Source organism: Chitiniphilus eburneus, assembly GCF_005048205.1.
Taxonomy (GTDB): Bacteria; Pseudomonadota; Gammaproteobacteria; order Burkholderiales; family Chitinibacteraceae; genus Chitiniphilus; species Chitiniphilus eburneus.
Genome location: NZ_SUMF01000030.1, coordinates 1 through 13,930, shown reverse-complemented (window position 1 = coordinate 13,930; position 13,930 = coordinate 1). Strand labels below are relative to the sequence as shown.

General features: G+C 60.9%; 16 protein-coding genes. 7 read left to right on the top strand and 9 right to left on the bottom strand.

Annotated elements, in window-relative coordinates; translation table 11 throughout:
• Positions 1–38: 38 nt before the first annotated feature.
• The 4 genes from FAZ21_RS16945 to FAZ21_RS16930 all read left to right on the top strand — a co-directional run bounded on the left by FAZ21_RS16945 (position 39) and on the right by FAZ21_RS16930 (position 1,858).
• Positions 39–608: an HAD family hydrolase gene (locus tag FAZ21_RS16945; protein ID WP_136774624.1), complete on the top strand. Its 570-nt coding sequence runs from the start codon at positions 39–41 to the stop codon at positions 606–608.
• A gap of 8 nt (positions 609–616) precedes the next feature.
• Entirely contained in the window at positions 617–1,144 is a 528-nt protein-coding gene (locus FAZ21_RS16940; RefSeq protein ID WP_246038745.1) for a 3'-5' exonuclease, read from the top strand.
• A gap of 131 nt (positions 1,145–1,275) precedes the next feature.
• The gene (locus FAZ21_RS16935; RefSeq protein ID WP_136774622.1) at positions 1,276–1,557 is read left to right on the top strand and encodes a type II toxin-antitoxin system RelB/DinJ family antitoxin; all 282 of its coding nucleotides are present in this window, start codon (positions 1,276–1,278) and stop codon (positions 1,555–1,557) included.
• Complete coding sequence (locus FAZ21_RS16930; RefSeq protein ID WP_136774621.1) at positions 1,529–1,858, top strand: type II toxin-antitoxin system YafQ family toxin; 330 nt, start codon at positions 1,529–1,531, stop codon at positions 1,856–1,858. Before FAZ21_RS16935 ends, FAZ21_RS16930 begins: the two co-directional genes overlap by 29 nt.
• 95 nt (positions 1,859–1,953) lie before the next feature.
• Here the strand turns inward: FAZ21_RS16930 and FAZ21_RS16925 are convergent, their stop codons facing one another.
• The 5 genes from FAZ21_RS16925 to cadR all read right to left on the bottom strand — a co-directional run bounded on the left by FAZ21_RS16925 (position 1,954) and on the right by cadR (position 4,792).
• Positions 1,954–2,355 (bottom strand): Rap1a/Tai family immunity protein, encoded by a 402-nt coding sequence (locus tag FAZ21_RS16925; protein ID WP_136774620.1) that lies wholly within the window; start codon positions 2,353–2,355, stop codon positions 1,954–1,956.
• Between the two features lie 8 nt (positions 2,356–2,363).
• Entirely contained in the window at positions 2,364–3,203 is an 840-nt protein-coding gene (locus FAZ21_RS16920) for a hypothetical protein (protein ID WP_136774619.1), read from the bottom strand.
• Between the two features lie 11 nt (positions 3,204–3,214).
• Positions 3,215–3,910, bottom strand: a complete 696-nt coding sequence (locus FAZ21_RS16915) for an Abi family protein (RefSeq protein ID WP_136774618.1) — start codon at positions 3,908–3,910, stop codon at positions 3,215–3,217.
• Between the two features lie 142 nt (positions 3,911–4,052).
• Positions 4,053–4,292 (bottom strand): helix-turn-helix domain-containing protein, encoded by a 240-nt coding sequence (locus FAZ21_RS16910; protein WP_246038742.1) that lies wholly within the window; start codon positions 4,290–4,292, stop codon positions 4,053–4,055.
• An 80-nt stretch (positions 4,293–4,372) separates the two neighbouring features.
• Complete coding sequence (gene cadR, locus FAZ21_RS16905; RefSeq protein ID WP_005303894.1) at positions 4,373–4,792, bottom strand: Cd(II)/Pb(II)-responsive transcriptional regulator; 420 nt, start codon at positions 4,790–4,792, stop codon at positions 4,373–4,375.
• An 85-nt stretch (positions 4,793–4,877) separates the two neighbouring features.
• On the opposite strand from cadR, the gene FAZ21_RS16900 reads away from it, so the two are divergent.
• From FAZ21_RS16900 to FAZ21_RS16890, 3 genes are read left to right on the top strand one after another with little or no spacing between them, the layout of a single operon-like run.
• Positions 4,878–7,283 carry a heavy metal translocating P-type ATPase gene (locus tag FAZ21_RS16900; RefSeq protein ID WP_005303896.1) on the top strand — a complete coding sequence of 802 codons (2,406 nt, stop codon included), beginning with the start codon at positions 4,878–4,880 and terminating at the stop codon, positions 7,281–7,283.
• A complete protein-coding gene (gene lspA / locus FAZ21_RS16895) occupies positions 7,280–8,371 on the top strand; it encodes a signal peptidase II (RefSeq protein WP_136774617.1) in 1,092 nt (363 codons plus the stop codon). The genes FAZ21_RS16900 and lspA overlap by 4 nt, the downstream gene beginning before the upstream one ends.
• Before the next feature lie 48 nt (positions 8,372–8,419).
• Positions 8,420–10,336 carry a cytochrome c/FTR1 family iron permease gene (locus tag FAZ21_RS16890; protein ID WP_085944543.1) on the top strand — a complete coding sequence of 639 codons (1,917 nt, stop codon included), beginning with the start codon at positions 8,420–8,422 and terminating at the stop codon, positions 10,334–10,336.
• Between the two features lie 87 nt (positions 10,337–10,423).
• On the opposite strand, the gene FAZ21_RS16885 is transcribed toward FAZ21_RS16890, so the two are convergent.
• The 4 genes from FAZ21_RS16885 to FAZ21_RS16870 all read right to left on the bottom strand — a co-directional run.
• Positions 10,424–11,038: a recombinase family protein gene (locus FAZ21_RS16885; RefSeq protein WP_005303904.1), complete on the bottom strand. Its 615-nt coding sequence runs from the start codon at positions 11,036–11,038 to the stop codon at positions 10,424–10,426.
• Between the two features lie 136 nt (positions 11,039–11,174).
• Positions 11,175–12,317, bottom strand: a complete 1,143-nt coding sequence (locus FAZ21_RS16880; RefSeq protein WP_136774616.1) for a TniQ family protein — start codon at positions 12,315–12,317, stop codon at positions 11,175–11,177.
• Positions 12,314–13,222 (bottom strand): TniB family NTP-binding protein, encoded by a 909-nt coding sequence (locus FAZ21_RS16875; RefSeq protein WP_136774615.1) that lies wholly within the window; start codon positions 13,220–13,222, stop codon positions 12,314–12,316. Before FAZ21_RS16875 ends, FAZ21_RS16880 begins: the two co-directional genes overlap by 4 nt.
• A 2-nt stretch (positions 13,223–13,224) precedes the next feature.
• Positions 13,225–13,930: Mu transposase C-terminal domain-containing protein (locus FAZ21_RS16870; protein ID WP_169307468.1), on the bottom strand; the 706-nt coding region annotated here is incomplete at its 5' end.

The window sequence follows — 13,930 nt, the reverse complement described above, 5'->3', positions numbered from 1 at the left end:
ATGTAGGTATATAGGTATATAGGTAGGTATATATATACATGCAGACCACGAAAGCCATTGTCTTTGACGCCTTCGGGACGCTGATCCGCTACACCACGCGCCCGGCACCCTATGGGAGTCTGGTGGACGCGAACGGGCGACCGATGGATCGGCTCGCCTGCCTGACCCGCAACGTGCCACTGGCGACCCTCGCCAGCGAGATCGGCGCGGGGGACAACCTCGACCTGATGCTGCCCGACTTGGCCGAAGAGCTGTCCGGTCTGCGTCTGTTTCCCGAGGTGCCGGAAGTGCTCACCAAGGCGCGGGCCGCAGGCCTGCGACTTGCCGTCTGCTCGAACCTCGCCTATGAGTACGGCGCGGCCGTGCGCGACCTCGTGCCCGAGCTGGACGCCTACGTCCTGTCCTACGAGGTGGGCGTGGCCAAGCCACACCCGACGATGTACCGGCTCGCGTGCGCCGAGCTGGGCTGCGCACCGGCTGAGGCGGTTTTCGTGGGCGACAGCAAGCGCTGCGACTTCGACGGGCCGCAGGCCTTCGGGATGCAGGCGCGCTGGCTGGATCGCAGGGGAGGGCAGTCGCTGGTCGATGCCCTCGCGGGGATTCTGTGACCCCGGTGGTGCTCGTCATCGACCTTGAGGCCACCTGCGACGATGCCGATGGCCTCCCGGCGAGCGATATGGAGATCATCGAGATCGGCGCGGTTTGGGCTACGGTTGAGGGCAGCGTACTCGACATGTTTCAGGCGCTGGTGCGCCCCGTGGTACGCCCTCAGCTCACTCCGTTTTGTCGGCAGCTCACCAACATCCAGCAAGCCGACGTGGACGGTGCCGAGTTGTTCCCAGTGGTCGCGGCACGGCTGGCCAGCTTCGCCCAACGCCATCAGGCACCGGGCGCAACGTGGGGGAGCTGGGGCCAATTCGACGCCAAGCAGCTTGCGCGTGACTGCGAGCGACACGGCATCGAAAGCCCGCTCGCAGAGTTCGAGCATGTGAACCTCAAGCGCCGGTTTGCTAAGGGCCGCAAGATCAAGGAAGTGGGGATGGCCCGCGCGTTGCAGATGGTGGGCCTGCCTCTCGATGGCTCGCACCATCGCGGCCTCGACGATGCCCGCAACATCGCCAAGCTACTGCCGTGGCTGCCGTAAGTAGGTATATATATACCTACCTACCGATATACATACCTAGAGACGGGACACCGGGGGGGAGGGGTGTCACCTTGCGATTGTGGGCGGCGTGCGATACAATGTATCTCAATCAGTCGCAATAGGAGGCCGTCATGGCTGCTACCACCACTATGGTTCACGTTCGTGTGGACGAAAACGTCAAGGCGCAGGCTGCGGAAACGCTGGCCTCGATGGGCCTGACCGTCTCCGATGCGATCCGCGTGTTCCTGACCCGTGTCGTCGCCGACAAGGAACTGCCTTTCGCACTCAAGGCACCGAACGCCACCAGCCGCGTCGCCATCGCCGAGGCCAACGAGATCATCAAGAGCCGTCGCGCTCGCTTCGCAACTGCTGACTCGCTCCTGAATGACCTCGAAGAAGCCAGCAGCAAGTAAGCGGGCAAACCTGCCTCGCGCATCGGACTACACCAAAGAGTTCCAGAAGGACTGGGTGCGCCTGTCCCACTCCGGCCGGTACGACATGCACCGGCTGAAGGAGGCGATGCTGCTGCTCATCGCCAACGACGGGCCACTGCCGCCTGAATGGCTCGACCACCCGCTGACGGGTGACTGGGCGGGCCATCGCGAGTGCCACATCGGCGGCGACTTCCTGCTGATCTACCTGCTCGACGATTCAGGCAAAAGCAGCTTGGTTGTTTTCGTGCGCAGCGGGACGCACTCCGAGCTGTTCTCGTAGCCCGGAAAGAAAGCCGCCTCGCAGAGAGCGAGGCGGTGAAAGACTGCGGGCTGTCAGGGAGGAAAACGCCGCTACAAGGCAGTCACCCCGGATTATCAGGGCGCAAACTTGGGCGGCTGGCCGGGCGTGCAGTTGTAGAGCACGGGCAGCAGCGGGCCGATCAGGCTCACAGCAGCCACCTTCATGTCGTCGGCGTCGGCCTTCTCCCTCAAGTACCACACCACCTTCTGCACCACGTCGTTGCTGCTCGTGCCCTTTGGGATGCACACGCGCACACGGCTGATCTGCTCGTTCTGCAAGGTGCTGGCCACGCCCGTGATGAAGCCCTCACAGTGGGCGCGATCCGTCTGGTGTTGGCTCGTACACAGCTCGTAGAGCTGGCTGGCTTTCCAGAAGCTGGGGCCGGCCATCGACGGCTTGGTCGGATCGTCCGCTGCGCGCACTGAGCCAGCAATCAACAGCACACAGCCCATCAGCAGCTTAATCAAGCCAGACATTTTTTCTCCTATTTAGGCTTCAAGCCCAGCCATACCATCACGGCAAAGATCAGCAGGATCGTGACTTGCCCCAATGGGGGAGCGATGCGCCACCACAACTGACGTAACGCCCAACGTACAGGGTGAGCTTCAGCCCGTTTGATTTCATCGGACAGGTTTCTGATGGCGCGCTCGCGTTGTGACAGCTCAAACCCGAGCCGGTCGCGGTCATACAGAACACCTCCAAGGTACTCGCGGACATCACACTCACGGATGTTCGACTGCCACGTTTCGACAGGGGTCAGCGCCTCCGACAGCATCGGCCTGGACAGCCCTTCACGCTGCTCAGGATCGCGGTAATCGAACTTGAGGCCGAACTGTTCATAGAAGCGATTGCGTCGCGCCTTGTTTTCCCCGTGGGCCTGTCCAGACAGCAGCTCAACAGAGCGAACAGTGGCTTCTGGCCACTGCCGTACCCATTGCACAATCTCGTTCATGAGATAGGTTCCGACCCTCTGCCCTTCGAGACCCGGAAGGTCAAGAAACACCGCACCTCTCGATGTGGACTCTGAGGTCAATGAAACCGAAGACCCATCGCCATAACCTCGCGAGAAGCCCCCGGAAAAATGACCCTTGCCGCTCATTCGGTAAGAGTGCTTCGGCGCAATGCGCTCGTAGGACAGACGAATCGACGCCTCGTACACGGAACCATCCCGATCATCGCGCCGATAGGTTTCCTCCCTCTCAACAAACAACCATGCGATCGGCTCACCGTCGAGCTTGTCGCGATCTTTGATCTCCAAAATACAAATGCGCGGTTTGATCCGCGCGCCGTCTCGCCACCCGCTATCAAAGGAAGGTAGTGCCATGTCTGCCGCCCTCACAAACCACGCCGCTTGCAGTATTTGGTCAAGCCCATCACCTGCCGTTGCACGGTACTGGTCTGATCCATTACTCGGGCTGTTGTAGGGCAGAGAAGCTGTCCAACCTCGAAGATGCGATGGTGTGCATCGAGCAGGTCAAGATGAAAGATTGGCTCATGGTGAGCCACACGATTACGCAGTTGACGCAGCTTCTCCAATTGCTGGTTGAAGATGGCGCGCTTCGGTGCCTTGCGCGGCGCAAAGGCCTTGTGCAAACAGGGCACCCAAAGCTTGTGTTCCAGCTTCGAGTCGGTCAGTTGCAACCAGAAGCCGAAGGTCAACTCGGCGATCACCTTGCCGGACGGCAAAGCCTTTCCTTTGGGCCAGTGCTTGGCCGCGTCCTTCTGGGCTTTCAACAAGATGGCGTGGCTACGGCCATCGACCAGCGCCAAGAAGCCTGCATCCTTGAACCATTCGTGGCCAAACTTGGCCGCCAGCTCCCGGTCAAACTTGTTGCGCAGGGCGACCTCGATGTAGTGAAGGTCAGTCATCACCGCCGCGCTGACTTTGGTGTTCAGCACGTAGAGACGCAGAGCCTGCTGGGCATTGTTGCGCGTCACGCGCAGGTACTTGCTCAGGCGCGGCCGGGTCAGGGTAGCAACTACGTGACTGAGGCTGGAAGCGTCCAGCTCCGGAAGCTTCGTACTCGTCACTTCGCCACCTCACGTCCTTGTTGTTCGCCACCCTGCTTGCTCAAAAATGAGGAATGGGGTACTATTCGATCAAAGCAAGCCCCCGGTGTGACCTCTGCGCGAGCACGCCCCCGGGGGCATAGTCTTTTCTGGACAGCCGTTTTCACTCTCCCTCCTTGCGGCTCTTCTTCGGCGTGACAGGCCCAACGTGCTTGTACACCGTCGCTCTCGACACCCCGTAGCGTTTGGCCACGTCGGACACCTGAATCTCAGGGTCACGCAAGAGCGCTTTAATTTCCCTGATCTGCTTCTCATCGAGTGCTGGCTTGCGCCCGCCTTTGCGGCCTCGCGCCCGTGTCATTTTCAGAAGACGACTGCACGGAATATCAGAAGTCAGCCGCACGACCTTCTCCGATGCCAATTAGGCAGGCCGCTCACGAATCCAAAATCGCAGGCCAATGTCGGCGTGCGAAACAACTCATGCTATGCGTTGCATCCCGGATGATTGCAATCTGATAAACCTTGCAAGATGCCACATGCCTCTATTCGTCGAGCGCCCGAGCATTTTTCACGCAGCGAGAGCAAGTGCCGCTTCAATTGCAACAGCGCTTCGACGCGATCTTCGGTCTGACGAATATGGGCATCCAGTAGTGTATTGACGTCGCCGCAGTCCTGAGCAGGGTTATCTCGTAGGCCCAGCAGTATCCTGATTTCGCTCAGCGTCATGTCAAGCGAACGGCAATGACGAATGAACTGCAAACGCTCGATGTGCACATCGCTGTACAACCGAAAGTTGCCACCGCTTCGCGCTGGCTTTGGCAGCAGCCCTTCCTTTTCGTAGTAGCGGATGGTCACGACCTCGCACCCAGAGCGCTTGGCTAGATCGCCAATTCTGATTTCCATGCCTCAATCTCCATTTATCACTTGACTCTATAGTAACTGTAGAGTTTTTAATGGAGGTTGTACAGAAGATTTGAAGGAGTTATCCATGAGTGAATGCGCTTCAAAGGCGTGTGGCTGCTCGGCTGGGCCGATCATGCAACCCACGACACAAGCCCCGCCGACAACCGGATCGGCTCAAGCGGTGTACCGCATCGAGAACATGGATTGCCCCACGGAAGAGGCGCTGATCCGAGGCAAGCTGGTTGGGCTGGCGGGTGTGGTTGGTCTTGAGTTCAACCTGATGCAGCGTACCTTGACCGTGCAGCACGAATTGCCTTCGCTGTCTCCCGTTGAACAGGCACTGAAGGCCATCGGCATGCAAGCTGTGCGCATGGATGAGGCGTCGGCTGGGCAGACAACCAAGCTGTCCATTGCCAAGATGGATTGTCCGACAGAGGAAGCATTGATCCGCAACAAGCTCGGCACCGTGGCCGGGGTTACCGGTCTCGATTTCAACCTGATGCAGCGCACGTTGTCGGTACGCCATGCTGACGGGGTTCTGCCGGATGTGCTTGTGGCACTACAAGCGCTCGGATTCGAGGCGCAGGTCGAGGACAAGGCCATGGCCGCGTCGCCATCGGCGTCCCCTGTGACAACGCAGACCAACTGGTGGCCACTCGGTATTTCCCTCATCGCCGCATCAGCGGCCGAAGCGGTCTACTGGTTCCACAACGGCAATCATTGGTCGGTCGTCATTCTGGCGCTTGTAGCGGTCTTGACGGGAGGCCTGTCCACCTACAAGAAGGGCTGGATCGCGCTCAAGAACCGTAACCTCAACATGAACGCCCTGATGTCGATTGCTGTCACAGGTGCCATGTTCATCGGCCACTGGCCCGAAGCTGCGATGGTGATGGTGCTCTTCGCGCTGGCCGAGGTGATCGAGGCCAAGTCATTGGATCGCGCCCGCAACGCCATCCGTGGACTGCTCGACCTGACCCCGGAGCAGGCCACGGTGCAACAGCCTGACGGCACCTGGCGAGAGGCAAGCGCCAAGCAAATCGCCATTGGCAGCCGAGTCCGGGTCAGACCGGGTGAGCGCATCGCGCTCGATGGCGAGGTGCTAGACGGACGCTCCACGGTCAACCAAGCCCCGATCACGGGCGAAAGCCTCCCGGTCGAGAAGTCCCCCGGCGATCCGGTGTTTGCGGGCACGATCAACGAATCCGGTTCCTTCGAGTACCGCGTTTCCTCCTTGGCCAGCAACTCCACTTTGGCCCGCATCATTCACGCGGTAGAGGCTGCACAAGGTAGCCGTGCGCCGACCCAGCGTTTTGTCGATCAGTTCGCCCGTTGGTACACGCCTCTCGTGTTCGCCCTAGCCATCGCCGTCGCACTGCTGCCCCCGCTTTTCATGGGCGCGGCATGGATGGACTGGATTTACCGTGCACTGGTTCTGCTGGTGGTTGCCTGCCCATGCGCCTTGGTGATCTCCACGCCGGTCAGCATCGTCAGCGGCTTGGCCGCCGCTGCCCGTCACGGCATTCTCGTTAAGGGCGGTGTCTATCTGGAAGAAGGCCGCAAGCTGCGCTGGCTGGCTCTGGACAAGACCGGCACAATCACGCACGGCAAGCCTGCTCAGACCGATTTTGTCGCATGGGGTCATGCACTCGCCTCGGATAGCCGCAGCATCGCTGCCAGTCTGGCGGCCCGCTCAGACCATCCGGTATCCAAAGCGGTGGCGCAGGCTGCGCAGCGGGATGGGGTTGCCTTGCTCGACGTGGCCGAGTTCAGCGCGCTGCCCGGTCGGGGTGTGCAAGGCCAAATCGACGGGGAGACCTACCATCTGGGCAACCACCGGATGCTGGAAGAGCTGGGGCAGTGCACACCAGAGCTGGAGCAGCGCATCGCAGCGCTGGAAACCGCAGGCAAGACCGTCGTGATGCTGGTGGGCGCAAAAGGGGTACATGGCTTATTCGCCGTTGCGGACACCATCAAGGACAGCAGCAAGAGAGCCATCGCCGAGCTGCATGCTCTGGGCATCAACACCGTGATGTTGACCGGCGATAACCCCCACACGGCACAGGCCATCGCCGCACAAGCCGGCATTGACCGCGCGCAAGGCAACCAACTGCCCGACGACAAACTGCGCGAAGTGGAGCAATTGTCCAGAAACGGCAAGGTTGGCATGGTCGGTGATGGCATCAACGACGCACCGGCCTTGGCGCGTGCGGACATTGGCTTTGCAATGGGAGCGGCGGGCACAGATACCGCTATTGAAACCGCCGACGTGGCCCTGATGGACGATGACCTGCGCAAGATTCCGACCTTCGTGCGCCTGTCGCGTGCGACAGCACAGGTGCTGATGCAAAACATTGTGCTGGCCCTTGGCATCAAGGCGGTATTTTTGGTGCTCACCTTCACGGGTCACGCGACCATGTGGATGGCTGTGTTCGCCGATATGGGTGCCAGCTTGCTTGTTGTCGGCAACGGCTTGAGGTTGTTGCGCCGATGAGCTGGAAACTCTTTCTCTATGACTGGGGTGGCCTGAACATCGCGTTGTTTCAAGCCATCAACACAGGCACGCCCGCCACGCTGAAACCACTGGCATGGTTCTTTGGCCTCGTGGGAAGTTACTGGACAGCGCCGCTGATGCTGTTGGGTCTGTGGTGGTGGTCGAAATCGGCTACAACCCCGGCGCGTGGTACGGCCGTTCGGCATCGCCTTATTGGTTTTAGCGCGGCCTTCTTGCTGGCGTTATTGGTCGCCACCGCCTTGAAGCTATGGTTCGACTTTCCACGCCCGCCTGCCGTCCTTGGCGACCTGGCGCGCGTCATCGGGGACAAAGAGCTTCACTACAGCCTGCCCAGCGGGCATGCCACCTATGCCGCGATGGTGGTCGGCGCGCTCTGGCCTTTGATGGGCCGCCGTGGTCGTCTCAGTTTAATGCTGTACGCCACATTGGTCGGCTGGTCGCGCATCGCGGCCGGAATGCACTTTCCGGCCGATGTGTTGGCGGGGTGGACGCTGGGATGGAGCTGCACGGCACTCGCCGGGTGGTTGCTGCCGTTGGCCGCCCCTGTGTGGCAATCGGCCCGCCGCACATCGGCTTGGGTCTGGTTCACCGTGGCCGCCAGTGCTGTCATGACCGATCAGCTCACGAAGTTCGCCATCATCCGCACGTTTGCCTACGGTGAGCAAGTCGAAATCACCCCGTTTTTCAACCTCGTTCATGTCCTGAATCCGGGTGCGGCATTCAGCTTTTTGGCGAACGCTGGTGGCTGGCAACGTTACTTTTTCATCACGCTGGGTCTGGCTGTTTCTGCTTGGCTGGGGCGCATGCTGTGCCAGCAACGGCCACGTCTCGAAGCGATGGGCTACAGCCTGATCCTTGGTGGTGCGCTCGGCAATGTCGCGGATCGTGTGCTGCGTGGATCGGTTGTCGATTTCCTCGACTTCCATTGGCAGCTTGTGCACTGGCCCGCCTTCAACCTCGCAGATGTGGCGATCACATCGGGTGCTGCTTTGCTCATCATGCAGATGCTAACCCAAGGCAAGGCGGTGGACACCGGCGCAAATGGGAATTATAATCATTCACAATGATATAATCCGAGAGTTTCCATGACTTGCCGAGCAACCTATCGCTGGCTGATGACTTTGCTGTTGGCGACTTGCGCGTTGATTGGCGGGCCAAGCTACGCAGCCGACACCACCGAACTCAAAGCCAAACAGATTTGGCAGCTTCTGGACTACGTCGCCGTCGATTACGGCGGCGCGGTCGCCAACGGTGCTGTCCTGAAAGCGTCGGAGTACGCTGAAATGCAGGAATTTTCAGCGACAGCCGAACGTCAACTGGGAGAATTACCTGACCAGACCGACAAGGGTCGCTTGTTGCAACAAGCGACCGCTTTGCGTGCTGCGGTAGCTGCCAAAGCCGATCCGGCCAGCGTAGCAAAACTGGCGCACGCGCTGTCCAGTGCGGTGCAAAAGGCGTACCCGTTTCCAGTCGCACCGACTGCCATGCCGGTCTTAGCGAAGGGAGGGCAGTTGTTTCAGGCCCAGTGTGCGGCCTGTCACGGTCAGCAAGGGCGCGGTGATGGCCCCCTAGCGGCATCCCTCAACCCCAAGCCGACCGCGCTGGCCGATCACATGCGGGCGCGCGAGCGCAGCTTATTCGCGCTACACCAAATTATCAGCAACGGTGTCCAGGGCACCGCTATGCAGGGCTTTGGCGCGTTGTCGGATGAAGACCGATGGGCATTGGCGTTCTTTGTTGGCACGCTACCTTATACGCAAAGCGACAAGGACGAAGGAGCCAAGCTCTGGCAAGCCAACGCGCAGGTTCGCCAGACGCTCGCCAGTCTGGATGTGCTGACGCAAACATCTGAGCATGTCTTGGCGGACAGGCTGGATGAGCCTTCCGCCAGAGCCCTGACGGCCTATTTGCGCGCCAATCCGAGCGCGCTGAATATCAGCAGTCCGAAGGGCACCGCGATTGCCAAAGCCAAACTCAGTGAGAGCGTGACGGCATTGCTGGCTGACGACCGTGCAGGTGCGACCAAGCTAGCCTTGTCTGCTTACCTCGATGGCTTCGAGCCGGTCGAACCGGCGTTGGCCACTCGCAATCGGCCGCTGTTCGAGAAGATCGAAGCCGCGATGGTGTCCTACCGGGCATTGATAGCCAATGGTTCGCCTGCCGATGTGCAGACAGCGGAGCTGCATTTGCGCGGCTTGCTGGATGAAGCGGACAAGGTGCTTGCCCCCTCCGACGACGATGCCGTGGCGGCCTTCATCGGTGCGTTAACCATCTTGCTACGTGAAGGATTGGAAGCCCTGCTGGTGGTCGTTGCCATGCTGGCGTTTCTCAAGAAAGCCGAACGGAAAGACGTATTGATCTACGTGCATGCAGGCTGGGCATCCGCGCTGGCCGCAGGCGGCATTACATGGGCAGTGGCAACTTACTTGGTCGGCGTCAGTGGGGCAAGCCGGGAGCTAACGGAAGGCTTTTCGTCACTCTTTGCCGCCGTGGTCTTGCTGGGTGTGGGCATGTGGATGCACCAGAAGAGCGTTGCCGGTCGTTGGCAGGTCTACCTCAAGGAAAAGCTGTCTTCGGCGCTCAACAAGCGCACGGCATGGTTCTTGTTTTCGCTGGCCTTCGTCGCCGTCTACCGTGAGGTGTTCGAGACGGTGCTGTTCTACGCAGCGCTCTGGACAGAAGGAAATGGCTGGCCCCTGCTGGCGGGCTTGGGCACTGGCATGGGAATCCTGGCCCTGCTGGCAGTCGTGCTGCTGCGCACCAGTGCGCGCCTGCCGATTGGCCAGTTCTTCGCTGCCAGCTCACTGCTGGTGGCCATACTTGCCGTGGTCTTGGCAGGCAAGGGCATCGCAGGTCTGCAAGAAGCAGGGTTATTGCATACCAGCCCAATATCGATCCCACGCATTGATCTGCTGGGCATCTATCCGTCGTGGCAAACACTCTCAGCGCAATTCGCTGTGTTATTCATCATTGTGGTGGTTTTTACGATCAATTCGCGGTCATCGCGTCAAATGGCAGTACAAAAAAGCTGATTTGACGGCGTGAATAGGTGAATTGATGCCGCGATGAGCGCCGTCATCCTCGAATCCGTGCTGACCATGTAGAGGCCAGTTTTTCTTTTACATCTTGGACAGCAGTCGTATTCCATCTGCGCGCAATTCCCCCTTGGGAGAAATATGCCGGTACAAGGTCTGTCGCGTGATGCCGAGCTCTTGGCACAGGTCGCCGACCTTAGTTTCAGTCTGCCCCATTGCCGCCATCGCCAGGCGCAGCTTGGCGGCGGTCATCTTGAAAGGCCGACCACCTTTCCTACCGCGCGCCCGCGCCGAGGCCAAGCCCGCTACTGTGCGCTCTGCGATCAGCTCGCGCTCGAATTCGGCCAGTGCGGCGAAGATGCCGAAGACCAGTTTGCCAGCAGCGGTCGTCGTGTCGATGGCCGCACCGTGGCCGCTCAGCACCTTGAGACCGACGCCACGCCCAGTCAGATCGTGCACGGTGTTGATCAGGTGCCGAAGGTCGCGCCCGAGCCGGTCGAGCTTCCATACGACCAAGGTATCCCCTGAACGCAACGCCTTCAAACAGCTCGCCAAGCCGGGACGATCCTCGCGCTTGCCGGATGCCTGGTCTTCGTAAAGATGCGCCGGGTCGACATCGGCGGCGATCAGCGCGTCGCGCTGCAAGTCAGTGGCCTGGGAGCCATCCGCCTTCGATACCCGCATGTAGCCGATTAGCATGTCATACCTGTCACATATACGTTCGATTATGTGACAGTGTGCACCGGAAAGTTCGGGTCGTCAAAATTTGTCACTTAACCCGTCATTCTGTCTAAGACATGCAAAGGGTCAATCAGGATCATAATGTGACAGAAATTCAGGGGGGGATGCCTTCCTTCGCGAAGGTGGTGCGCAACCGTTCCAGGGAAGCGGGGTCGCGCCGACCAAAGGAAGCCAACGCGAACAGCGAGCGGGCCGTCTCGGGGTCGTGCCGCGCTTCAATGATCGCCTCATCAATGGCCTGGACCGCCCGTTGCCAGTGATCGACGGGTTCGGGCTTCGGCGCTCTCGCTGGCAGTCCACTGGTGAACCCGGTTTGGGGCTCGGACCAGAATAGCTTTGCCTGCTCGCCCGGCGGGCTTATATCCCTCACTTCAATCAAGTGGATCGCCGTTGCCGCCGCCTCCAGCATCTGCAACCGTACTGCCGGGTTCAGGGTTTCATACGGTCGCCACAGACTTTGCCCTGCACGCAGCGGATGCCCGCAGCCTTCCCAGACTTGGCGGAGATACCCCGCGTAGGTGCCGCACGCCGAAAGCGGGGTGTTCAGCTCGTCGAGCAGCGTGCGTAGCAGCCGAAACCACAATCCGGCGTGGATGCGTCGGCGCGGCAGCTCTACATGACCGGTCGTCAGTGCCTGCCAGGTACGCTGGTCCATCGCCGCAATCGCGTCGCTGGCAGTGCGCGGTTCGGCGTCGGCGTTCTCCCAGCCGAGAAACCGCCCTGGCACGCCCCAATAGGATTCCAGCCAGCAGCCATGCAGTGGGCAGCTCAGCATCAGGGGCAGCTTCCACGCGAGCAGTACGGCTTGGTTCTCCGGATCGTTCAGGCAGAGCGGACAGGCGCGGTGTATCGGTTGGGTGGGCAGCCAGGCACGCCAGCTCGTGATGGATCGCGTCTTACGGCGGAGTCTCGGCAGCAGTACCGAGAGCTGGAACGCATAGGTTTCCAATGCGGCTGGAATCTGATCATCAAGGCTGTCCAGTAGCCAAGGCACCCAGCCGGCGAAACTCATGCAGCGCAGCCGATCCAGCTCGATACCGCTCCGCTGGGAGAGCATCGCCAGCAGCGCCAGTGGTGGCGCGGTGTCCAGGTCATCAACCTGGCCGTGACCAAGATCGTGCTCCAGCAGCTCGGACACTTCCATGTGATAGCAAAGGGCCACGCGGTTGAGCCACGAAGACAGGGCTTCGCCTTCCCTGGGTGCCGGATGCAGTGGCCAGCGTGGCGCTGGCTTCACATCAGTTCCCGCTCGAATTGCCGCCGCCGCTCGCTGGGACCGGTGTAATCGGCCATGCTGAGCGTGCGGTGGTTGATCGCTTCCTCACCACTCTCCACGGCGGACACGGCCGCCGCCATCAATAGGTGCGCCAGCTCGCCAATAGTGCCCTCGCTGCGCGTGAGCAGGTAGCGAGCCATGTCCAGCGTGGCAATCGACGAAGGTCGCCGCAGCGGGAGCGAAGCCGCGAAGCTGGCCAGCAGTGAACAGCAATCGTCGTTGGCCTCCCACACCGGCAGCATCATCGGCTCGAAGCGGTTTTCCAACTGGTCATCCGAGCGGATGGCCAGGTAGGCGTCGCGTGTGCCCACACCGACCAGCGGGATGCGCAATTCGTTGCCGAGGAAGCGCAGCAGGTTGAGGAATTCCCGGCGGTTGACGCTGTTGCCGGCCAGGACGTTGTGCAGCTCGTCGATCACCAGCAAACGCACACCGAGCTTGCGCAGCAGTGTCAGCGCCAGTTGCTCTATTTCCGGCAGCCGTGGGCGCGGTCGCAATGGTGCTCCCATCGCCGCGAGCAGCGCGACGTAGAAGCGGATCACCGACGGCTCGGACGGCATCTGCACGACCAATACCGGGATGTGCTCCTGGTCGGCGTCGGAGCTGGCCGGGTGGGCGCGGCGGAATTTCTCGACGATCATCGACTTGCCGTTGTTGGTTGGACCGACCAACAGCAGGTTGGGCATGCGTTGTTTGTTCGGCCACGCATACAGGGCTTCCAGCCGGTTCAGCGCCTCGACTGCGCGCGGATAGCCGATCCAGCGGTCGGCGCGAAGGCGCTGGATGCGTTCGTCCGCAGGGAGACGGGCCAAGCCCTGGGCCGCCGGCAGCAGGTGGGACAGGTCAATGATGGGATATTCTTCCACAGCTACCACTCCTCAATCTGGTCGAACGGTTTGGCAGGTGGCTGGGTATCTGCCTGCGGGTCAGCCATACCCGCGTCCGGTGGTGGCGTGGTTTTGACAGGCGGTGCCGTTGCCTTGAGGTGCTGGCGTCGATCCACGTCGCGCCGCGCCTTGCGCGTAGCCTTCTGCGCGGTGGTCACGATTTCGCGCATCTGGCCGATCATGCGGAACAGCGCCGACTCATCCACCTGTTCACGCCCTTGCTGCCGCAATTTCGCCAGCGCCTGTCGTTGTTCCCAGAGGGTGACAGCCGGGTGCGACAAGGTACGGTAGGGAATTTCCAGGTAGTGCTGACCCTCCGGCTCTAACACCCAAATGCGGCTGATATCGCGCGGGTCGCGCCGGATCAGGAACGCAGGCAAGCGGTCGCGCCGAGCTATCCAGGGCTTGAGCGCATCGGCGTAGTAGTGGATGTGGTCGATGACGAAGCCGGTACGAGTCAGCGTGCGGCGGATGATGGGCAGGAAATCGACCAGAAAAGCCGTGGTGCGAGTGATGACGGTTGGCACGCCGGTCCTGGCGATAGCTTCGGCCCAGCGCGCGGCCGGCGGCTGGAGCAGGCCGTTGTGCACGGAGCCGTGATAGGTGCCGACCCCCAATGTGAGCCAGCGCTCCAGCTCGCGCAGTGTCAGGGCGGCCATCTTCTCGGAGGCGTATTCCCCGCGCTGG

Excerpts from the sequence above, each read along its gene's own strand:
- FAZ21_RS16900 (WP_005303896.1), top strand. The coding sequence starts at position 4,878 with ATGAGTGAATGCGCTTCAAAGGCGTGTGGCTGCTCGGCTGGGCCGATC.
- FAZ21_RS16920 (WP_136774619.1), bottom strand. The coding sequence starts at position 3,203 with ATGGCACTACCTTCCTTTGATAGCGGGTGGCGAGACGGCGCGCGGATC.
- FAZ21_RS16925 (WP_136774620.1), bottom strand. The coding sequence starts at position 2,355 with ATGTCTGGCTTGATTAAGCTGCTGATGGGCTGTGTGCTGTTGATTGCT.
- FAZ21_RS16890 (WP_085944543.1), top strand. The coding sequence starts at position 8,420 with ATGACTTTGCTGTTGGCGACTTGCGCGTTGATTGGCGGGCCAAGCTAC.
- FAZ21_RS16930 (WP_136774621.1), top strand. The coding sequence starts at position 1,529 with ATGACCTCGAAGAAGCCAGCAGCAAGTAAGCGGGCAAACCTGCCTCGC.
- FAZ21_RS16945 (WP_136774624.1), top strand. The coding sequence starts at position 39 with ATGCAGACCACGAAAGCCATTGTCTTTGACGCCTTCGGGACGCTGATC.
- FAZ21_RS16885 (WP_005303904.1), bottom strand. The coding sequence starts at position 11,038 with ATGCTAATCGGCTACATGCGGGTATCGAAGGCGGATGGCTCCCAGGCC.
- FAZ21_RS16935 (WP_136774622.1), top strand. The coding sequence starts at position 1,276 with ATGGCTGCTACCACCACTATGGTTCACGTTCGTGTGGACGAAAACGTC.
- lspA (WP_136774617.1), top strand. The coding sequence starts at position 7,280 with ATGAGCTGGAAACTCTTTCTCTATGACTGGGGTGGCCTGAACATCGCG.
- cadR (WP_005303894.1), bottom strand. The coding sequence starts at position 4,792 with ATGGAAATCAGAATTGGCGATCTAGCCAAGCGCTCTGGGTGCGAGGTC.